Origin of the sequence: Chenggangzhangella methanolivorans, from assembly GCF_019797865.1 — a bacterium.
GTDB lineage: Bacteria > Pseudomonadota > Alphaproteobacteria > Rhizobiales > Methylopilaceae > Methylopila > Methylopila methanolivorans.
In genome coordinates this window covers 2,434,479-2,453,003 of sequence record NZ_CP081869.1, presented here as the reverse complement: position 1 = coordinate 2,453,003, position 18,525 = coordinate 2,434,479, and the positions used below count along the sequence as shown (strand labels likewise).

General features: G+C 67.1%; 21 protein-coding genes and 5 pseudogenes. 17 read left to right on the top strand and 9 right to left on the bottom strand.

The annotated features are described in order from the left end of the window. Nucleotides 1–10 precede the first annotated feature (10 nt). The 6 genes and pseudogenes from K6K41_RS12870 (at nt 11) to K6K41_RS12845 (ending at nt 5,854) form a co-directional block, all read left to right on the top strand. A pseudogene (locus K6K41_RS12870) lies at nt 11–499 on the top strand ((2Fe-2S)-binding protein). Beyond that, the gene (locus K6K41_RS12865; RefSeq protein ID WP_261405354.1) at nt 496–1,251 is read left to right on the top strand and encodes a molybdopterin cofactor-binding domain-containing protein; all 756 of its coding nucleotides are present in this window, start codon (nt 496–498) and stop codon (nt 1,249–1,251) included. Before K6K41_RS12870 ends, K6K41_RS12865 begins: the two are co-directional and overlap by 4 nt. 38 nt (nt 1,252–1,289) lie before the next feature. Next, nucleotides 1,290–2,681, top strand: a complete 1,392-nt coding sequence (locus tag K6K41_RS12860) for a xanthine dehydrogenase family protein molybdopterin-binding subunit (protein ID WP_261405353.1) — start codon at nt 1,290–1,292, stop codon at nt 2,679–2,681. Between the two features lie 17 nt (nt 2,682–2,698). Further along, nucleotides 2,699–3,613 carry an SDR family oxidoreductase gene (locus K6K41_RS12855; RefSeq protein ID WP_261405352.1) on the top strand — a complete coding sequence of 305 codons (915 nt, stop codon included), beginning with the start codon at nt 2,699–2,701 and terminating at the stop codon, nt 3,611–3,613. Nucleotides 3,614–3,710: 97 nt separating this feature from the next. Further along, entirely contained in the window at nt 3,711–4,451 is a 741-nt protein-coding gene (locus K6K41_RS12850; RefSeq protein ID WP_261405351.1) for a response regulator, read from the top strand. Next, entirely contained in the window at nt 4,448–5,854 is a 1,407-nt protein-coding gene (locus tag K6K41_RS12845) for a sensor histidine kinase (RefSeq protein WP_261405350.1), read from the top strand. Before K6K41_RS12850 ends, K6K41_RS12845 begins: the two co-directional genes overlap by 4 nt. 150 nt (nt 5,855–6,004) lie before the next feature. Here K6K41_RS12845 and K6K41_RS12840 read toward each other — a convergent pair whose 3' ends face one another. Next, a complete protein-coding gene (locus tag K6K41_RS12840) occupies nt 6,005–6,658 on the bottom strand; it encodes a response regulator (RefSeq protein ID WP_261405349.1) in 654 nt (217 codons plus the stop codon). After that, a complete protein-coding gene (locus tag K6K41_RS12835; protein ID WP_261405348.1) occupies nt 6,655–8,106 on the bottom strand; it encodes a HAMP domain-containing sensor histidine kinase in 1,452 nt (483 codons plus the stop codon). Before K6K41_RS12835 ends, K6K41_RS12840 begins: the two co-directional genes overlap by 4 nt. Nucleotides 8,107–8,263: 157 nt before the next feature. On the opposite strand from K6K41_RS12835, the gene K6K41_RS12830 reads away from it, so the two are divergent. Then, entirely contained in the window at nt 8,264–8,827 is a 564-nt protein-coding gene (locus K6K41_RS12830) for a DUF3280 domain-containing protein (RefSeq protein WP_261405347.1), read from the top strand. Between the two features lie 92 nt (nt 8,828–8,919). Here the strand turns inward: K6K41_RS12830 and K6K41_RS12825 are convergent, their stop codons facing one another. The 7 genes and pseudogenes from K6K41_RS12825 to K6K41_RS12795 form a co-directional block, all read right to left on the bottom strand. Further along, the gene (locus K6K41_RS12825) at nt 8,920–9,165 is read right to left on the bottom strand and encodes a hypothetical protein (protein ID WP_261405346.1); all 246 of its coding nucleotides are present in this window, start codon (nt 9,163–9,165) and stop codon (nt 8,920–8,922) included. A gap of 134 nt (nt 9,166–9,299) precedes the next feature. Next, the gene (locus K6K41_RS12820; RefSeq protein WP_261405345.1) at nt 9,300–10,178 is read right to left on the bottom strand and encodes a PhnA-like protein; all 879 of its coding nucleotides are present in this window, start codon (nt 10,176–10,178) and stop codon (nt 9,300–9,302) included. Between the two features lie 90 nt (nt 10,179–10,268). Continuing rightward, nucleotides 10,269–10,451 (bottom strand): CsbD family protein, encoded by a 183-nt coding sequence (locus tag K6K41_RS12815; RefSeq protein WP_261405344.1) that lies wholly within the window; start codon nt 10,449–10,451, stop codon nt 10,269–10,271. 171 nt (nt 10,452–10,622) lie between these two features. Continuing rightward, nucleotides 10,623–12,083: a helix-turn-helix transcriptional regulator gene (locus K6K41_RS12810; RefSeq protein ID WP_261405343.1), complete on the bottom strand. Its 1,461-nt coding sequence runs from the start codon at nt 12,081–12,083 to the stop codon at nt 10,623–10,625. 184 nt (nt 12,084–12,267) lie between these two features. After that, nucleotides 12,268–12,486 carry a hypothetical protein gene (locus K6K41_RS12805; protein WP_261405342.1) on the bottom strand — a complete coding sequence of 73 codons (219 nt, stop codon included), beginning with the start codon at nt 12,484–12,486 and terminating at the stop codon, nt 12,268–12,270. Nucleotides 12,487–12,695: 209 nt separating this feature from the next. After that, a pseudogene (locus K6K41_RS12800) lies at nt 12,696–13,049 on the bottom strand (alpha/beta fold hydrolase); the annotation flags it as partial. Continuing rightward, nucleotides 12,998–13,606 carry an alpha/beta fold hydrolase gene (locus K6K41_RS12795; protein ID WP_261405340.1) on the bottom strand — a complete coding sequence of 203 codons (609 nt, stop codon included), beginning with the start codon at nt 13,604–13,606 and terminating at the stop codon, nt 12,998–13,000. The gene K6K41_RS12795 and the pseudogene K6K41_RS12800, both read right to left, overlap by 52 nt. A 179-nt stretch (nt 13,607–13,785) precedes the next feature. Between K6K41_RS12795 and K6K41_RS30420 the strand changes: the two genes are divergently transcribed. The 10 genes and pseudogenes from K6K41_RS30420 to K6K41_RS12760 all read left to right on the top strand — a co-directional run bounded on the left by K6K41_RS30420 (nt 13,786) and on the right by K6K41_RS12760 (nt 18,470). Next, nucleotides 13,786–13,905 (top strand): DCC1-like thiol-disulfide oxidoreductase family protein, encoded by a 120-nt coding sequence (locus tag K6K41_RS30420; protein ID WP_428978583.1) that lies wholly within the window; start codon nt 13,786–13,788, stop codon nt 13,903–13,905. Nucleotides 13,906–14,025: 120 nt separating this feature from the next. Next, nucleotides 14,026–14,157, top strand: coding sequence for a hypothetical protein (locus K6K41_RS12790; RefSeq protein ID WP_261405339.1), 132 nt, complete (start codon nt 14,026–14,028; stop codon nt 14,155–14,157). Between the two features lie 92 nt (nt 14,158–14,249). Next, entirely contained in the window at nt 14,250–14,645 is a 396-nt protein-coding gene (locus K6K41_RS12785; RefSeq protein WP_261405338.1) for a DUF427 domain-containing protein, read from the top strand. A 529-nt stretch (nt 14,646–15,174) separates the two neighbouring features. Next, a pseudogene (locus tag K6K41_RS30415) lies at nt 15,175–15,327 on the top strand (hypothetical protein); the annotation flags it as partial. A gap of 214 nt (nt 15,328–15,541) precedes the next feature. Beyond that, nucleotides 15,542–15,802: a hypothetical protein gene (locus K6K41_RS12780; protein ID WP_261405337.1), complete on the top strand. Its 261-nt coding sequence runs from the start codon at nt 15,542–15,544 to the stop codon at nt 15,800–15,802. After that, a complete protein-coding gene (locus K6K41_RS30410; protein ID WP_261405922.1) occupies nt 15,799–16,005 on the top strand; it encodes a hypothetical protein in 207 nt (68 codons plus the stop codon). The genes K6K41_RS12780 and K6K41_RS30410 overlap by 4 nt, the downstream gene beginning before the upstream one ends. Beyond that, nucleotides 15,960–16,868 (top strand): annotated as a pseudogene (locus tag K6K41_RS30405) (PAS domain-containing protein); the annotation flags it as partial. The gene K6K41_RS30410 and the pseudogene K6K41_RS30405, both read left to right, overlap by 46 nt. Before the next feature lie 39 nt (nt 16,869–16,907). Beyond that, nucleotides 16,908–17,363 carry a hypothetical protein gene (locus tag K6K41_RS30400; RefSeq protein ID WP_428978582.1) on the top strand — a complete coding sequence of 152 codons (456 nt, stop codon included), beginning with the start codon at nt 16,908–16,910 and terminating at the stop codon, nt 17,361–17,363. Further along, nucleotides 17,324–17,788 (top strand): response regulator, encoded by a 465-nt coding sequence (locus K6K41_RS30395; protein ID WP_428978581.1) that lies wholly within the window; start codon nt 17,324–17,326, stop codon nt 17,786–17,788. Before K6K41_RS30400 ends, K6K41_RS30395 begins: the two co-directional genes overlap by 40 nt. 247 nt (nt 17,789–18,035) lie before the next feature. Then, nucleotides 18,036–18,470 (top strand): annotated as a pseudogene (locus tag K6K41_RS12760) (pyridoxamine 5'-phosphate oxidase family protein). Nucleotides 18,471–18,525: the final 55 nt, after the last annotated feature.

Below are 18,525 nucleotides of genomic sequence, written 5' to 3'. Positions count from 1 at the left end.
GGATCAGGCCATGTCCCATTCCCTCATCGTCAACGGCGAAACGCGCCTCATCGAGGCCCGACGGCCGGACGCCGCTCCTCTGGGCGCTGCGCGACACGCTGAAGCTGACCGGGACCAAATATGACTGCGGCGCGGGGCTCTGCGGGGCCTGCACGGTCCATATCGACGGCCAGCCGATGCGGTCCTGCGCGCTCACGATCGAGGACGCCGCGGGGTGGAGATCGTCACCATTGAGGCGGTCGAAGGCCGCGAGGCCGAGGCGGTGCGCGACGCATGGGTGGCGCGTGACGTGCCGCAATGCGGCTTCTGCCAGTCGGGCCAGGTGATGAGTGCGATCGCGCTGCTGCGCGAGGTGCAGACGCCGAGCGACGCCGACATCGACGCGGCGATGAGCGGGAACCTCTGCCGCTGCGCCACCTACCCGCGCATCCGCGCCGCGATCCACGACGCCGCCGGGGAGCTGCAACGGCAGGCCGGCCGAGAGGAGGCCCGCCGATGAGCGCCGCCGTCGCCGAAAACCCGGCCGAGAAAAAGGGCCGCTTCGCCATGTCCCGCCGCCGGCTGATCCTCGGCGGGACGCTGGTCGGCGGCGCGATGGTCGTCGGCTATGCGGCCACGCACCCGGTCGAGGCGATCGGCTCCGTGCTGCAGGCAGGCGGCGGCGATCCGGAGCCAAGCGTCTTCGGACCCTTCATCCGCATCGACCGCGACGGCTGGATCACGGTCGTCAACAAGCAGCAGGAGATGGGCCAGGGCGTCCATGCGGGCCTCGCCGCGATGGTCGCCGAGGAACTCGACGCCGACTGGGACAAGGTCCGGGTCGTCGAGGCGAGCGGCAATTTTCGCGCCTATGGGCCGCAGTTCACGGCCGGATCCGGCTCGATCGCGGGAAACTGGGACGTGCTGCGAAACGCCGGAGCAGCGGCGCGGGCGATGTTCGTCGCGGCCGCCGCCGACCGCTGGGATACGCCTCGGGAGTCGCTGATGGTGCTCGACGGCGTCGTGTCGCATCTCGGCTCCGGCAAGTCCGCGAGCTTCGTCGAGCTGCTCGAGGACGCCTCGCGCCAGACGCCGCCCGACGCGCCGGAGCTGAAGCTTCCGGAAGCTTACCGCCTCATCGGCACCGACCGCGTGACGCGCAAGGACAGCCTGGCGAAGTCCACCGGCCGCCAGACCTACACGCAGGACGTCCAGCTGCCGGACATACTGACCGCCATGGTCGCCCGCCCCCGCGCTTCGGTGGGACGCTGAAGACTTTCGACGCCCGCGACACCTTCCGGATCGAGGGCGTGGTCGACGCCTTCGCGATCGGCGACGGCGTCGCGGTGCTGGCGAAAGACGCCTTCGCGGCGCGGCGCGGACGCGAAGCGCTGCGGATCGAGTGGGACGACAGGCAAGCCGAAAAGCGCTCCTCGCCAGAGCTCGTCCGCTGGTTTCGCGAGATCGCGGAGGGGCGGACCGACATCACGCCGAGCGCCTTCCAGACGAAGGGCGACGCCGAGGCCGCATTCGGGCCGGACGCGCTCGAGTTCGGGATCGACTTTCCCTATCTCGCCCACGCGCCGATGGAGACGCAGGACTGCGTCGCCCGCGTCAACGGCTGGGACGTCGAGATCCTGTCGGGCTCCCAGATGGCGACGGTCGACCAGATCCAGGCCGCGCGCGTCGCGCTGACGCTGCCGGGCAAGGTCGAGGTCAAGGTGCTGCCGGCCGGCGGATCCTTCGGTCGGCGCGGCGTCATGGCGGCGGACTGCCTCGTCGAATGCGTACGGATCGCCAAGCGCTCCGACGGCTACCCGGTCAAGCTGATCTGGACGCGCGAGGATGACATGACCGGCGGCTACTACCGCCCGATGGCGCATCACCGCGCCTGGGTCGAGCTCGGCCCGGACGGGTTTCCGGCGCGCTGGCGCCACCACGTGGTCGCGCAGTCGCTGCTGCCGATCGTCACCGAGTTCACTGCCGAGGGCGTCAAGGACAGCCCCTACTTCGCGGGCGCCTCGGTTGTCGACGGCAAGGTGTTCACGCCGAAATTCCCCGTGCCGGTGCAGTTCTGGCGCTCCGTTGGCCACTCCCACTCGGCTATGGCCATGGAGCACATCGTCGACCAGCTCGCGCGCCGCGTCGGCCGCGATCCGGCCGACTACCGGCAGGCGCTCTACGAGAAGGCCGGGGCCGCCAGACGCCTCGCGGTTCTCGCCGCGCTCCGCCAAAAATCTGGATGGGGGACGCTAATCGAGCCCGGATGGGCGCGGGGCATGGCGGTGCATGAGAGTTTTGGCACGGTCGTCGGCCAGGTCGCGGAGGTGCGGCTCGACGGTCCCCGCCCCTCGGTGCGCCGCGTCGTCGGCGTGGTCGATTGCGGCATCGCGGTCTCGCCCGGCCAGATCGCGGCGCAGATGGAGGGCTCTGTGGGCTTCGGCCTCTCGGCCGCGCTCCATGGCGCGATCACGCTGAAGGAGGGGCTCGTCCAGGAGACGAACTTCGACCGCTATCGCTGCCTGCGCATGAACGAGATGCCGGCGGTCGAAACCCACATCCTGCCCTCGACCAACCGCCCAAGCGGCATGGGCGAGCCGGCCGTGCCGCCGATCGCGCCCGCGGTCGCGAACGCGATGCTGGCGCTGACCGGCGAGCCCACTCGCGCGCTGCCCTTCGGACGCGGCGCCGCAGGCCTATGACGAGAGGAGCCCAGCCCATGGTGAAGTGGACCGCGGCCGACATGCCGTCGCAAAAGGGGCGATCGGCGGTCGTCACAGGAACCGGCGGGCTCGGCCTTGAGACGGCCCTCGCGCTCGCCCGGGCGGGCGGCGAGGTCATCATCGCCGGCCGCAGCCCTGAAAAGGGCGCCGACGCAGTGGCGCGCATCCGCCGGGAGGAGCCTTACGCCAACGTCGCCTTCAAGCAGGTGGATCTCGCCAATCTCAGGTCGGTGGCCTATCTCGGCGAACGCCTCGGCGACCAGCGCGACAGCCTCGACCTGCTCGTCAACAACGCCGGCGTGATGACGCCGCCCAATCGGCAAGAGACCGCCGACGGCTTCGAGCTGCAGCTCGGCGCCAATTATCTCGGCCATTTCGCGCTGACCGCGCAACTGCTGCCGCTGCTGAAGAACGGCCGCGACGCCCGCGTGGTCTCGCTGTCGAGCATAGCGGCCCGCAACGGGGCGATCGACTTCGACGACCTTAACGCCGCGAAGGGCTACAGGCCGATGCCGGTTTACAGCCAGTCCAAACTCGCCTGCCTGATGTTCGCATTCGAGCTTCAGCGCCGGAGCGCCGCCGGCGGCTGGGGCGTCACGAGCCTCGCGGCGCATCCGGGCATCTCGCGCACCAACCTGCTGCACAACGCGCCCGGCCGCTGGAGCGGCGCAGGCCTCGCCCGGTCCATGCTGTGGTTCCTGTTCCAGCCGGCGGCGCAGGGCGTGCTGCCGACGCTGTTCGCCGCCACCTCGCCTCAGGCCAGGCCCGGCACCTATTACGGCCCGGCGAGCCTCGGCGAGACGCGCGGGCGCCCGGCGCTGGCGAGAACCCCGCCGCAGGCGCTCGACCGGGCTGCGGCGGTGCGGCTTTGGCGCTACTCGGAGGCGCTCACCGGCGTGCGCTTCCCCTGAAAAGGCAGGGCTTCATAAAACAAAACATCTCTCGCCGTGACAGCGCACGGGCGGGCGTGAGACTTAAACTGCGACGACTGTCTCGCAAGGGCGTTCGATGACGATGCAGATGCAGGCCTGCGCGCCGGAGATGTCCGCGACCATCCTCCTCGTCGAGGATGACCGCGACATCGCCGACATGCTGGCCGAGACCCTGTCGCAGAACGGCTATACGGCGGTCTCGGCCCAGTCGGGCGCCGAGATGGACCGGCTGCTGCGCCGTCAGGCCTTCGACCTCGTGGTGCTCGACGTCATGCTGCCGGGCGAGGACGGCTTCAGCATCTGCCGGCGTCTGAGGGCGGAGATGCGCACGCCCATCATCATGCTCACCGCGGTGGCGACGGACGTCGACCGGATCGTGGGCCTCGAATTCGGCGCCGACGACTACGTCACCAAGCCCTTCAACACGCGCGAGCTGCTCGCCCGGATCAAGAGCCTGCTGCGCCGCGCGTCCTACGGATCGGAGCGGCCGGAGCGGCCGAAGACCATGTCCTTCGCGGGCTGGCGGATCGATCCCGTCTCGCGCACGCTTCTCGACGACGCCGGGTCGCAGGTTTTCATGACGACGGCCGAGTTCGACCTGCTGGTGGCGCTCTGCCTCAATGCCGGCCGGGTGCTGACGCGCGACCAGCTGCTGGCCCTCACCCATGCGGGCGTCGCGGGGCCGGTCGAGCGCAGCGTCGACGTCCACATCAGCCGCATCCGCCAGAAGATCGAGCCGAACCCGAAGGAGCCGAGCCTCATCAAGACGGTCCGGCTCGGCGGCTATCTGTTCACCCCGATGGTCGACGCCTCATGAGCCGCTGGCGCTCGCTGTTCCTGTGCGGCTCGATCCGCCGCCAGATCCTGTTCCTCGCCATCACCCCGGTGCTCGCCATGGTGATGATCGCGAGCCTCCTGCACAGCGCCGAGAACAAGGCGCCTTACGCCAGCAAGGTCGCGATCCGGATCCAGATGGTGACGGCCCAGTTCGCGGCGGCCACGACGCCCGAGGCCGCCGCGGCTATCATGGCCGCGACCTCGGCGACGGGGCTGAAAGTGGAGCGGCTCACGCCCGAGGCCGCGCGCGCCGAGCTTGCCCCGTCCGACAGCGACGATTGCGACGTCTTCGACATCCGCAAGGCGATGGGAACGTCTCTCGACGCCGAGGTCGTGCGGCGCATGGCCAGCGGATCGACCGTCGACGCCATCGCGGTGCGGCTCGCCGACGGCGCGACGCTCGCCTTCATGCCGGATCCGCGGCCGCCGCTGCCGCTGCTTCATCCGGAGCGGATCTTCTTCGCGATCAAGATCCTCATCATCGTGCTTCCGATGCTGCTGCTGTCGATCTACGCCGGCAGCATCATCATGGCACCGCTGACGAGGTTCGCCCGTGAAGCCCAGGCGCTCAGCCCCGACGAAGGCCCGGACCGGCCATTCGAGGAGGGCGGCCCGCGCGAGATCAGCGCGCTCGCGCGCGCGCTCAACGACATGCGGACGCGCATCCGCGAGATGATCGACGGCCGCACGAGGATGGTGCGGGCGATCAGCCACGACCTCAGGACGCCGCTGACGCGGCTGCGCATGCGCGCCGAACGCTCGACCGACGAGAAACTCCGCGACGCGATGCTGACCGACATCAGCCGCATCGACGCGATGATCGAGGAGACGCTGACCTATCTGCAGCGTGACGTCGCGACCGAGACCAAGACGCGCGTCGACCTGCCGAGCCTGCTTCAGACGATCTGCCACGACTTCGCCAACGCCGACCTGCAGGTCTCCTACGAGGGCCCGGCCCGGCTCGCCTTCGACTGCAAGCCGCAGGCGCTGGTGCGCGCCGTCACCAATCTCGTGGACAACGGCGTGAAGTTCGCGGGCGTGGTGGTGGTGCAGCTTGAGGCGCTGCCCGACGGCGTCTCCATCGAAGTGGCGGACGACGGCCCCGGCATCCCGAAGGAACTGCGCGCCAAGGTTGTAGAGCCGTTCTTCAAGGCAGACGCGAGCCGCGCCTCCGGAGCGCCCGGCGGGTTTGGCCTGGGCCTGTCGATCGTCCAAGAGATCGTCGCTGGCCACGGCGGGACCATGACGCTGCTAGACCGGGCTCCGAGAGGGCTGGTGGTCCGGCTCGACCTGCCGCCGCCCGCCGCCGCATCGGCTAGCGGCGCCCGGACCGACAGCCGCGGGAGCCCCGCCGGACAGATGGCGTCGCCGCTACGCATATGAACGCCGTCGCAGTAAGCGGACTATCTCGACGACCGCAATGGGTCAGCCTGGGACGAGGCCATCCGGCTGGGATGCGCCAAAAGCTGACGCTGACACTTCGCCCAAGAGCGGACGTCTGTCTCGACGCGGATTTCGAAGCCGCCGAATTGATCAGCTCGGCGCGGCAACCGCGGCCGAGGCGACCAAGCCATGGCGCATGCAGTAGTAGACGAGGTCGATATCGGAGGAGACGCCGAGCTTCGACTTCAGCGCGTAGTGGTAGTTCGCGACGGTCTTGGGGGTCAGGTGGAGCGCCGCGGCGATCTCCTCGGTCGACTTGGCGTCGACGATCATGCGCAGAATCTCGAACTCCCTCGGCGACAGTTGCTCGAAGGCGGGCGTGTCTTCCTCGAGGCGGCTCGCCGCCAGCACGGCCGAGATCTCGGGGCAGAGGGCGGGCCGGTCGCGGGCGACGTTCCTGACGGCTCCGACTAGGGTCTCGGGGTCGCTGCTCTTCGTGACGTAGCCCTTGGCGCCTGCTCTGAACGACTGGAGCGCGAAGCTGGCGTTGGCGTGCATGGAGAACATCAGGACGCGCGCCTTCGGGTCCCACTGCCGCAACTGCTTCACGAGGTCGATGCCGCCGCGGCCGGGCATGCTGATGTCCATGACGACCACGTCCGGCGAGGCTGTCTTGTAGAGCTGGTAAGCCGTGGCGGCCTCGCCCGCCTCGGCGACCACCGACATGTCGTCCTCTCGCTCGAGCAGGCGGCGGTAACCCTCCCGCACGACGGCATGGTCGTCGACGAGCATGACCTTGATCATGCGGCCTCTCCCTTTCGCTCGTCGTGGGGACCAGAGGCGGGGAACCCCACGCTTAGCTCGAACCCGCCGGTCTCCCTCGGCCCGGCATGGAAGTCGCCGCTCAGAGCGAAGACGCGCTCGCGGATGCCGATCAGCCCGACGCTCCCCGGCCGCGCGGAAGCCCAGTCCGGGCCGGGTCCCTCGCCATCGTCGGCGACCGTGAGCTCGATCCTTCGGTCCTCGCCGGGCAAAGGCGCCACGACGTTGCGCAACGTGACATGAACGTGCTTCGCGCCCGCGTGTCGCAGCGCGTTGGTCAGCGCCTCCTGGACGATGCGATAGGTGTGAGCGGCCGTCTCGGCGGGCAGGCCGTCAAAGTCGCCATCGCGCCGGAATGAGATAGCCGGGGCCCCGGCCGCAATACGGTTTTGCGCGTCGACCAGCTCCTGCAAACTCGTCACGAGGCCGAGCTCATCGATCTCAGGAGGCCGCAGCAGGACCAGCGTCTCTCGCAGCGCCCGAAGGGTCCCGGTGCCCATCTCGACGAACTCGTCGCACTCCTTTGCGACGGCCGGCGTGACCGCGCCTACGCTCTTGCGGATCGAGCGCGCGGCGACGCTGAGCGCCGCCAGCCGCTGGGCCACGTCGTCGTGCAGTTCGCGGGCGATGTGCGACCGCTCGCGCTCCTGCGCGTCCACGAGCTGCCGGGCGAGGTCTGCGCGTTCGCGCGTTGTGTTCTGGAGCTTGAGCGCGAGCTCGTTCAGGACCTGCGAGATTCGGTCGAGCTCGTTCAGCCGGAACGGCGGCAGGCGGTGACTGAGGTCGCCGTCCCCAAGGCGGTTGATGCCGACCAGGATCTCCTCGGCGGGCTTGAGGGCGTGATGCACGACGACGTAGACGAGGATGCAGAGAGCCACGACCATGGCGGTCCAGACGCCCAGCATGCGGGACAGCTCATGCCACGCCCGCTCGGCCACCGCTTCCGGCGCGATCGTCGCCCTGACCGTTCCCTTCGTCGCCCCTCGCGAAGCCAGCGCCCGCTCGGCGGTCGAGCCTTCGGGGAACAGCGCGCAGTAGCCGGCGGTGAACCAGCCCGGCGCCCGCAAGGACCGTTGGTCGGTGCCGGCGCAGACCGAGTTCCGCAGGGCGCCGTTGGGATGCAGTAGCTGGACGCACTGGCCGGGGCGGAGCGTGTAGTTCGTGACGGCCTCCCAGTCTGGGAAGCGGTCGGCCCGATCGAGCTGGGTCTCGATCCTGAAGAGCTGGGTCCTGAGGTGCTGCGCAACGGATCCGGCCGTGTCCTCGTTTTGCGCGTCCGCCTCGGTTGCAATGTTGCGCAGGGTGAAGGCCGCGGCTCCAGCCACGCACAACAGCGCCACAAGAATGATCCGGACGACGAGCGCCCACCTCAGGTCGATTGCTGTGCGGCGGCCAGGGCTCGGCCCGTTCGATGCGATCGGCTGGCTCATGGAGTTCCTCGACGGCACTACCGATAGCACGCGGTCGCGGCGCCCGGACGCTCGCCCGAGAAAGTCAGGCTTTTTGCCCAAACCTTCGGATGCCATCCGCCGTTCCGGAACCGGCGCCCGCGGCGGCATGCTCTCCGCAACGAAAAGGGAGAGCCCGATGACGAACGAACCCACCCCCAGAATGAGCCTCAAGTACTTCGGCGCGCCGCTGCTGGCGGCGCTCGCCATCGGCTTGGTGCCCGCGGCCGCTCGGGCAGAGGCGCCGATCTCGACCGCCGTGCTGAACACCTACTTCCAGAACGACCATGCCGAGTGGGTCCCGACGAGCGAGGCCGAGCGCAAGCGGATGTCGGCGATGGTCGACACCTTCAAGTCGATGCTCGAAAAGTCGGGCAAGTACAGCTTCAAGCCTGTCGATCCGGCTGTTCAGGAGCGGATCATGCAGGACCAGAAGATGGGCGAGTGCGCGGGCTGCGAGACGCGGTACGGCAAGGAGCTCGACGTCGATCAGGTCGCCTGGATCGAGGTCCAGAAGGTCTCGGAGCTGATCCTGAATGTGAACGTCTACATGACCGACGTGAAGACCGGGAAGCAGGTGTTCGTTAAGAGCGTCGACCTGCGCGGCAACAACGACGAGTCGTGGCAACACTCGATCAAGTTCCTAGTGAAGCGTTACATGCTGAACCCTGAGCAGTACACTCAGACGGGCGGCAAGTCCTAAGCGTTCGATCGGCTTGGCGCCAAAAGCGGAACTTCGATCCGCGCCGATAAGCAGACCTCGCTGAATCGCGTCGCGCCGGGCTGATCGTCCCCTCAGTCCACGGAATTATTCTTTCTGAGGCCGGCAGACATCTCGGCAGCGAGAGCGGACGCCTCGTCTTCCGTCAGGTGCATGAGAAGATCGCCCTGGTCATCCTCCGCGATCGCGCCCGACGGCTGGCTGAGCACAGCCCAAATGCGGTCGTTCCGGTCATGAAGATGGGCCGCGGTGAAATGGGTCGGAGGGACCGTTCGGGCGAGGAAATCAGGAGCCATCTCGCTATCGTCATCGAACGCCATAACCAGTCTCCTTCACATCAACAGCAGAGTTTTGGGGCGGGACGCCTGTTAGCGACCCCGCCCCCGGCGGAGGCGCATTGGGGCGGTCGCACCCCCACCTGCGCCCGGGCTGGGGGCGGCCCGGGCGGTTCGGGTCAGATCCGGCGGGCCGCGCGGGCAGTGCCGGCGACGCCACCGAACCAAGCGGCGACTGCCGCCAGCACCAAGGCGAGGAAGCCGAGCAGAGCGCCGCGAGACACGACCTTGGTGGCCGTGACCGCCGCGGCCTGCGTCTTCTGCCTGGCCTGCTCGACAGTCTGGCGGTAGCGCGCCTCATATTCGCTGACCTGCGTACGGGCCTGGTCTGTGCTGATGTTCTGCGCTCGTGCGACAGCGTCCGCGGCCCGGGTGCGGGCCTCGTCGGCCTTGGCGGGATCGCCGGTCAGGACGGCTTGAACAGCGGCGGCCGCGCCCGACTTGAGCGCTTCGGGATCCTGTCCTTCGCCCGCGGTCCGGACCTGGCGCTCGATCTCCTGCAGCGGGTTCATCGTCGCGACGGTCGGTGCCGCGGCCTGAATGGCCGTGGACGCGACGCCGCCTGCGCCGCCGATGACGCTCGATAGGCCGCCAAAGGCGCCGCCGATCAGCGAGCCGACCGAGGTCGTCAGAAGATAGAGGATCACGAGCGTCGTGGCGGCCCAGGTCGTGAGGCCATGAAGCCCGCCGACAGCCTTGATCGGACGGCCCGACACACGGCTAGATACATATCCGCCCGCGAACGCGCCGATTAGGCCGGCTACCAGATACCAAACGCCGCCCGCGATCGAGAACGCGCCCGCGGTCGGATTGTCGGACGTGCCGGGGTCGATGACCGCGGCTCCGATCCCGACGCCGAGCAGGTTGAGGACGAGCTGGACCGTCAGAGCCACGACGACGCCCGCGAAGACGGCGCCCCACGAAATCTGATTGAGGGCGGCGGTGCGGTCGTCGGCGTGCGCAAGCGCTCCGCCTCCATTGATGGAGGTGTCTGTCATGTCGCCCTCCTGGGGCTTTTCAGTTTTGGAAGGATGATTTCGTCCGGTGGCGGACGGGCGGGACGCGCACCGCGTCCCGCCAAGCTCAGGTCACTTCTTGAGAGCGTCCCGCGCGGCGTCGGCGGCCTTACCGACCGTGCCCTGGACCTTGCCCTCGGTCTTTTCAGCCTTGCCTTCGGCCTCGGTCGTCTTGTTGCCCGTCAGCTTGCCGATCGCTTCCTTGACCGAGCCCTTGGCTTCCCTGGCGGCGCCTTCGATGCGGTTCTTGTCCATGTTCGTCTCCCATCAGGATCTAGCGGCCGCCGGGTTGGCGCGCCGCCTTCGATGGAATGGAGATGGATCGACGCCACCTTCGACGATAGAACCGCAAATACCAGTCAGATTGGTATTCTGGGACCTGTCAGCGCGACGGCCGCCGCTTGCTTTCAACTGCCGCCTCGCCCGTCACCCTCGCTCGCGCGCCCAGACCACGGCGGCGGCTCGGCGGTTTACCCCGATTTTGCGGAACAGCGACGCCACATGATTGCGGACTGTGTTGGTCGACAGGCCAAGCCGGTCGCTCATAGCGACGTTGTCGCAGCCTTCGGAAATGAGGCCGAGGATCTGCCGCTCCCGGTCGGTCAGGTCGCCGATCCCGATCCCGGGGCCGGGCTTGCGGGAGGTCTGGCGGAGGTTGGCGAGCTTCTCGACCACGGTGCGGCTAAACCAGGATGTGTCTGCCATCACGCTCTCGATCGCCGCGATCAGCTCGTCCTCGGTCTTCTTCCGTTCGGTCACATCCTGCACGACCCACAGCACGCAGGCCTCGTCGTTGATCTCGACGGTCTCGGCCGACACAAGGCAATCAACCTCGGCGCCTTCCTTCGTCCGCATGACGATCGGCGCGTTCTGCACGCCGCGCCCATCCCGGAGATCGCCTTCGACCGAACGGCGAGCAGCAGGATCCGACCAGAGCCGGACGTCAGCCGCGGCGCGTCCGGTCAGGTCGACGTCGGAGTAGCCGCTTAGCGCCTCGAACGCCTGGTTGACCTCGATGAAAGCGTGGTCGGCAAGCCGCGTGATGGCGCCGGCCACCGGCGAGAGCCGGAATGACTTCGCGAAGCGCTCTTCGGTCTTTCGCAGCGAGATCTCGGCTTTTCGGCGCGGCTCGAGGTCGGCGAAGGTGAAGAGGATGCATGGCTCGCCGCCCACCTCGATCGGCTGCCCCGCCACGATGACCGCGCGCCCGGTCCCGTCCGGCAGCGGAACCTCCGCCTCCATCTGCGTGACCGCGCGTCCTTCTGAGATGCGCTCATGGGCGAGATCGTGGCGTTCGCCGCCTGAGAAGACGTCGAACTCGCGCACCGTCTTGCCGACAACCGTGCTGCGGTCATGGCCCGTCATGTCCATGAAGCCTTGGTTTACCCGCACGTAGACTTGGTCGGCGGCGCGGCAGATCAGGGCCGGCGCCGGATTGGCGTTGAAAGCGCCCTCGAAGCGATCTTCGGCCTCGAAGCGCTCGGTCTCATCCTTCACGATGAGGACAAGCAGCTCCGGCTCCCCGCCGCGGTCGACGACTACGAGGCTGCGGATGGTGTGCACCCAGGTAATGTCAGGGTCGGAAGCGGGAGACACCTCGACCGTCACGTCGTCAAATACCTCCCCTTCGATGACGCGGTCGAGGGGGTACTTCCCCTCCGGCAGCGGATGGTTGTTCCGGAAGCGCAGCCTGAAGCGCTGCCGGTAGCCATCGACGGAACCACCAAGCCCCTCGAGCTCCTCGATCCCATGCATGGCGAGCGCCGCCGCGTTCGCCCACGAGATCGATTGGTCCGGCTCGACCAAGATGATTCCGTCGGTCAGGCCGGCGATCACCTGCTGAAGCGCGGCTCGGTCTGTCTTGATCGCGGCGGTGGGGGCGTCCATCGACGGTCTCCGGGCTCAGCGCCGCTATCTGTGCTTCCAGCAAGGAATGGCCAGAAGGCCGGGCGAGGCTCCGGCTCTAGCTCCTCGACTGCGACGACCGCGGTTGCGTCATGTCATGTGGCGATCGGGCTAACGACCTGCGGCCGGGTTGGGTCGTGCTGTCGTTTTCTCCATGCGCTCGCGGCTAACGGAGCTTGGCGATCCCGATGCCGTCGAGCTTTGCGCGGTCCTTGATGGATTCCTCGCTGCGGATCAGCGCCTTTGAGATCGCCGTCAGCGCCATGCCCTTCCCGGCCAGTAGCTTTAGTTTCGCGAGCTCCTCACCAGTCCACGGCTGGCGATGCCGTTCAAATCGCTCTTTCACGAGCCGCTCCTGCTTTGTCCATATCTCGGGCGTTCGCATCGTTTATAGCAGCGATGGCAACGCGCTTGGCCGCAGGTGTAAACCAATGCCGGAAGTGTCCGGCAAATTTAAAGGGGCGCGACGACGACTGGCATGGCGACCCTCAGCACGCCTCGACGGACCCTCCCGCCTGGCGCGCCCAAAGTACGTCGGCCTGCTTGTCGCGACCTGCGCCGTCAGTCGGCGACGAAGCTCCCAAAGCCCAGCCCCTATTCCGCCAAGAAAGAGCGAAGCGCCCCGATCGTATCCTGCGGCGCTTCTTCGAACGGTACATGCCCGAGCGTCGGAAACGAGACGAGGCGCGCGGCGGGTAGCGCCTTGAGATAGTCGGCGGCGTTCGAGAACGGGATCAGCGCGTCCCGCTCGCCCCATAGCAGCAGCGTCGGCGCTTTAATCCGCGCCAGGGCCGGAGCTGGATCGAAGATCACCGTCTGCTCCATCGTCGCGATCATAGCCGCTCGGGCGCCGGGCGCGAGCAGCAGGTCGTAATACCGCTCGAACGTTGCGTCCGTCAGGCGCTCCGGGTCGCCGTACGCGGAGGCGAGCTGCGGGCGCACGAACGCCGCGGCAACACGCGGGTCATGATCTTGAGCATCGCCGGCGCCTCGAACCTCTGGCCGTAGGCGCGGCCTGGGCTCGCGAACCCGTCCGGCGAGATCAACACGAGCTTGTCGACGCGCTTGGGATGAGCGGCGGCGAACGCCCACGCGACCCGACCTCCCATCGAGTTACCGACGAGCGTCGCGCGCTGAAGGCCCAGCCGATCCATGAGCGCAAGGACAACGGCCTCCATCCGCTTTTGCGAATAGTCCCCTTTCGGATCCGGCCCCGTCAGTCCGGCACCGGGCAGGTCGAGCCGCACGACCCTATGGTCGGCCTCCAGGATCCTGGCCCAGGGCTCCCAGGTATGGAGGCTCGAAGCAAAGCCGTGGAGCAGCACGAGCGCGGGCGCGTCCTTCGGGCCGCTGTCGCGCACATGAAGGCGAAGACCCGCGACGTCCAGAAGATCGCTTGGCGCGGCAAGGTATTTCCGATCGAGTTCGGCGCGGGGTTTGTCAGGCGTCCACAGCCAGACGATGAGACACGAGACGAGGACCCCCAGCACGACCAGGGCGATCATCCAAACCGGCTTCATGACGCTCCTGAAAGGGCCGAGCCGCTGCAGCGGCCGCCCTGTGATCCCCTTGTCCGCCACCTTACTGCGGCTTTCAGGTCTTGCCGTTGTGGATCCGAACGCGGTCCATGAAACGTAGGCGAGAGAGAAGGCGTCCGGTCGCCTTAGCTTCGGAAAGGCGTTGAATGGCGAAGGTACTGGTCTGGTACGACGACGGGTGTCCGCTCTGCCGCCGCGAGATCGCGGTCATGCGGCGGCTCGATCGCCGCGACGCAATCGAATTCCGTCGTCGACCGATCCGATGAGGCCTGTCCGATTGATCGCGCCGCACTGCTTTCGCGGTTCCATGCGCGCGAGAACGGTCAAATCCTCAGCGGCGCAGCGGCGTTCGCCGCGATGTGGCGCGCGATCCCGATGCTAGGCCCTTGGGCCTGGTCGCCCGCAACCGCTTCGTGCTCGCAGGGCTCGAAAAGCTCTACGGACGTTTCCTGAAGGTCCGGCCGAGGCTCCAGCGCGCCTTGGGCGCGACCACTGTCCCCGGGCGGTCGACGAAGTGAGGCCGACGCCCGACCGACGACGCCCGGCCAGGAAAGCGTGGTCCTATCCGCGCCCTGCCATCGCCAAGGCCTGCGAGCGCCGCATCACCATCGTGCATCGCGGCGTCACGCTCGCCGACACGAGACGGGCGGTGCGGACGCTCGAGACCAGTCATCCGCCTAGCTACTATTTTCCGCCCGATGACATCGACCAGACGGCGCTCGCCCGCTCGTCTGGATCGTCGTTCTGCGAATGGAAGGGAGCGGCAAACTATTTCGACGTCACCCTGCAGGGCGAAATTTTCCGCGACGTCGCCTGGAGCTACGCGCAGCCGACCCCGGCCTTCGCGTTGCTGCGGGATCACATTGCCTTCTATGCCGCGCCATTCGACCAGTGCCTGATCGACGGCGAGCAGGTGACGCCACAGCCCGGTGGCTTCTATGGCGGCTGGATCACCCCCCGCGAGGCCGGACCATTCAAAGGCGTGCCGGGCAGCCGGTTTTGGTGACGTAGGAGCCGTGGGAGCTACGCCAGCTCGGAATGTTTGGCGCCGAGCTAGCGTTCGACTCGAGATCAGAGGCTTTCTGGGTTGCGCTTTGGGTCGATTATGAAACGGTCCAGGCGCCATTCAGCTCCAAGAGCGGTCGTCGACGCCTTGCTCGGGATGCAACCTTCGAAAGTCTGCGGAATGCAGCTTGTCGATGACGTGTAGCGCCTGTCCAGCTATTTTGATGGAGGGCGCCTCCTACGATCCGGAGGCCTTCGAACAGGGCAATTGGGTGCAGATTGCAGATAGAGATGCGGAAACCGGTCCGCGTCTGATCGGAGCCGGCGTCTCGTTCTCGCTCATGATTGGAGCAAGACGCCGCTTGGTCCAGTCGATGGCTGGCCGCAGGCGCTCCGCACCACACCGTCGAACTGATGCTCGCCTCCAGACAGGCCATGTGCCTCATCTGGGGGCCAGAGCTGACGCTGCTTTATAACGACGCCTACGCGCCGATCCTCGGCTTCAAGCATCCGCGGCTCTCGGACGGCCAATCCAGCAGGTCTGGTCGGAAGTCTGGGCGGACATCGAACCGCTCATTCAGAGGGCGCTCGCCGGCGAGGCCTTGGTTCGAGGACCTGCATCTCGTGATGCAGCGCAAGGCTACCGCGAGGACACTTGGTGGCAGTTCTCCTACAGCCCCGCACGAGACGACAGCGGCAGCATCGTCGGGATGTTGAACGTCACCACGGAGACGACAGCCAAGGTCAAGGTCGAAGCAGCCTTGCGCGCCAGCGAGGCGCGTCTGCGCTTCCTAAGTGAGCTCGATGAAGCGCTGCGCTCCTCCCGGGACGCGCCGGCCGCCATGCTTTCAGCCGCAGCGTTGCTTGCGCGGCGGCTCGACGCCTCTCGCTGCGCCTATGCTGACGTGGACGTCGACAACGACCGCTTCGTCATACGCAACGACTTCCGCCCCCGGCATTGCGAGTTCGACTGGCACCTACAGCCTGGACCTCTTCGGTTCCCGCGCCGCGGGCGACATCCGTCTGGGTCGAACGTTGGTGGTCGGCGATGTCGCGTGGGAACTCGCCCCAGAGGACGGTCGGGAGATGTTCCAGTCGATCGGGATCAACGCCATCATCTGCTGTCCGTTGATCAAGGATGGCGCCTCGCGGCCATGATGGCCGTCCACCAGGACCGGCCACGCGATTGGCGTGACGAAGACGTCGCCATCGTGGAAGCCGTGGTGGAGAGGTGCTGGGCGCATGTCGAGCGCGTCGGCGCGGAAGCGCGGCTGCGGGACAGCGAGGAGAGGCTGCGCCTTTCGGTCGAGCACGCGCGGAAATCGGCTTCTGGGATGTCGACCTTGTGCGCGACGAGCTGATCTGGCCGCCGAGAACCAAGGCGCTGTTCGGAATAAGCCCTGACGTGCCGGTGACGATGGCGGACTTCTACGGCGGGCTGCACCCGGAGGATCGCGACAGGACCAGCGAGGCCTTCGCGGCCGCCGCCGACCCAAGGCGGCGGGCGACCTATGACGTCGAATACCGCACGATCGGCAAAGAGGATGGCGTCGTCCGCTGGGTCGCCGCGAAGGGCCGCGGCGTCTTCGACGATACGAAAAATGACGTGCGCTGTATCCGCGTCGCCGGGACGGCCGTCGACATATCCGCGCGCAAACAAGCGGAGGAAGAGCTGCGCGCTCTGAACACGCTGCTTGAGCAGCGCGTGGCCGAGCGCACGCTCGAGCTGCGGAGGTTCCGCGACATCGTCGATGCGACCCGCTCGCCGATCTGCGCCTTCGATTCCGAGTACAGGCTCATCGCCTTCAACAAGGCGCACAACGACGAGTTTCGACGCGTCAACGGTTTCGACACGAAGCTCGGCGACGTGTTCCCCGATCTCTTCATTCCCGAGCAGCAGCGGGTCATGCGCGCGCTGATGGCCCGCGCGCTGAGCGGCGAAAGCTTCACCGTCGTCGAGGAGTTCGGGCGACCCGAGTTCGGCAAGCCATTCTGGAAATCACCTACACGCCGCTGCTGGACGAAGAGGGTCGTATCATCGGCGCTTTCCATCTCGCGCTCGATATCTCGGCTCGCCTTCGCGCCGAGGCCGAGCTTGAGAGCGCTCAGGAAGCGCTTCGCCAGAGCCAGAAGATGGAGGCGATGGGCCAGTTGACCGGCGGCGTCGCCCACGACTTCAACAATCTGCTCACTCCGATCGTCGGGTCCCTCGACCTGCTTCAACGTAGGGGCGTCGGCGGAGAGCGCGAACAGAGGCTGATCGGTGGCGCAATTCGTCGCCGAACGCGCCAAGACGCTGACTTCTCGCTTTCGCGCGCCGCCAGCCGCTGCAGCCGGTCCGGTCGACGTCGGCGGCCTTGTTGGCGGCATGGGGCCGCAGGTCCGGGTCGTCGTCGAGGTCGCCGACGATCTGCCGCCGGCGAAGGCCGATCCCAACCAGCTCGAGATGGCGTTGCTGAACCTTGGCGTGAACGCGCGGGACGCCATGCCCGATGGTGGGACGCTGCGGATTACGGCGAGGCAAGAGAGCGTCCGGACTCCTCGGGGCGACCTCAGGCGCGGTCACTACGTGCGCTTGTCGGTCGCCGACGGGCGTCGGGATGGACGCCGCGACGCCGCCGCGTCGAGCCGTTTTTTTCAACCAAGGGCATCGGCAAAGGCACGGGTCTGGGACTGTCGATGGCGCACGGTCTCGTGGCCCAGCTCGGCGGGGCGCTAACGATCCAGAGCCAGTCCGGCCTCGGCACGAATGTGGAGCTGTGGTTGCCCATCAGCTCTGCGGTGGCGAGCCTCGCGGAGGTTTCGGCTCCGCCGGCCGCCCCGGCCAGCCGCCGTGGCTTGGCGTTGCTGGTCGACGACGAAGAGATTGTCCGGGCAAGCACCGCAGACATGCTCGAAGAGATCGGTTTCCGGGTGCAGGAGGCGTCTTCGGCGGAAGCCGCGCTCTCGCTTGTTGCGGAGGGCGCGCGACCGGACCTGCTCGTTACCGACCACCTCATGCCAGGAATGAGCGGCGTTGAAACTGGCGCGCGCTCTGCGCGAGCGACTGCCCGACCTGCCGGTGCTAATCGTCTCCGGTTACGCGGAAGTCGAAGGGATCGCGCTCGATCTGCCGCGGCTGACCAAACCGTTCCGGAGCGCTGAGCTCGCGTCGAGCGTGGCGGCTCTGACGGTAGGGCCAGATAGCGCTTAGACGCTGGAATTCGAAGCGCAGCTTGGCGACGACGACTGACGAAAGCATCGCAGAGTGGCGGCTCAAGCTCGCAAACCCGCCCTATAGCGTCGGCTGTCCCGGGCGTCTCGCGATGAAAACCGGAGCCTGTTTCAGAGCGTACGGGAACGGTCTGAAGCGGTGTGGACTTCTACCTGACACAGGCTGGAGGAAGCGCCCATGAGTAAGTTAACGCTGAAGGACATCTCTTCGAAGATGGCCGACATCGACTTCTGCATGCTGTCCACCAAGGGATCGGTGGGTCAGATCGCAAGCCGGCCGATGAGCAATAACGGCGACGTCGCATACGACGGGGACTCCTGGTTCTTTCGCCTACGAAAACTCAGCCAAAATTCGCGAGCTTGAAGCTGACCACGCGTCTCACTGACTTTCGCCGCCGGCAAAGGTCTGCTCGGCAAGCCCGGCGTATTCATCGCTGTCGAGGGCGAAGCTACCCTGTTGCGAGATAAGTCAGAGTTCGAAGCACACTGGACGAAGGATCTGGAGATTTGGTTTTCGGAAGGGATCGACACGCCCGGTATCGTCCTGATCAAAGTCCACGCGAACGAGGTGGAATACTGGGACGGCAGTGAGAATGAGAAGGTCACTGTCTAGCGCCCCGGTCGCATCGAGGCTGCATGGCTTAGCGGCCTCAGCCGAAAGGTGAGAT

Coding starts and splice junctions, on each gene's coding strand:
- K6K41_RS12830 (WP_261405347.1), top strand. CDS start 8,264: ATGACGAACGAACCCACCCCCAGAATGAGCCTCAAGTACTTCGGCGCG.
- K6K41_RS12820 (WP_261405345.1), bottom strand. CDS start 10,178: ATGACAGACACCTCCATCAATGGAGGCGGAGCGCTTGCGCACGCCGAC.
- K6K41_RS30395 (WP_428978581.1), top strand. CDS start 17,324: ATGGCGCACGGTCTCGTGGCCCAGCTCGGCGGGGCGCTAACGATCCAG.
- K6K41_RS12850 (WP_261405351.1), top strand. CDS start 3,711: ATGACGATGCAGATGCAGGCCTGCGCGCCGGAGATGTCCGCGACCATC.
- K6K41_RS12810 (WP_261405343.1), bottom strand. CDS start 12,083: ATGGACGCCCCCACCGCCGCGATCAAGACAGACCGAGCCGCGCTTCAG.
- K6K41_RS12780 (WP_261405337.1), top strand. CDS start 15,542: ATGCTGACGTGGACGTCGACAACGACCGCTTCGTCATACGCAACGACT.
- K6K41_RS30420 (WP_428978583.1), top strand. CDS start 13,786: ATGGCGAAGGTACTGGTCTGGTACGACGACGGGTGTCCGCTCTGCCGC.
- K6K41_RS12845 (WP_261405350.1), top strand. CDS start 4,448: ATGAGCCGCTGGCGCTCGCTGTTCCTGTGCGGCTCGATCCGCCGCCAG.
- K6K41_RS12805 (WP_261405342.1), bottom strand. CDS start 12,486: ATGCGAACGCCCGAGATATGGACAAAGCAGGAGCGGCTCGTGAAAGAG.
- K6K41_RS12855 (WP_261405352.1), top strand. CDS start 2,699: ATGGTGAAGTGGACCGCGGCCGACATGCCGTCGCAAAAGGGGCGATCG.
- K6K41_RS30410 (WP_261405922.1), top strand. CDS start 15,799: ATGATGGCCGTCCACCAGGACCGGCCACGCGATTGGCGTGACGAAGAC.
- K6K41_RS12835 (WP_261405348.1), bottom strand. CDS start 8,106: ATGAGCCAGCCGATCGCATCGAACGGGCCGAGCCCTGGCCGCCGCACA.
- K6K41_RS12815 (WP_261405344.1), bottom strand. CDS start 10,451: ATGGACAAGAACCGCATCGAAGGCGCCGCCAGGGAAGCCAAGGGCTCG.
- K6K41_RS12865 (WP_261405354.1), top strand. CDS start 496: ATGAGCGCCGCCGTCGCCGAAAACCCGGCCGAGAAAAAGGGCCGCTTC.
- K6K41_RS12840 (WP_261405349.1), bottom strand. CDS start 6,658: ATGATCAAGGTCATGCTCGTCGACGACCATGCCGTCGTGCGGGAGGGT.
- K6K41_RS12795 (WP_261405340.1), bottom strand. CDS start 13,606: ATGATCGCCCTGGTCGTGCTGGGGGTCCTCGTCTCGTGTCTCATCGTC.
- K6K41_RS12825 (WP_261405346.1), bottom strand. CDS start 9,165: ATGGCGTTCGATGACGATAGCGAGATGGCTCCTGATTTCCTCGCCCGA.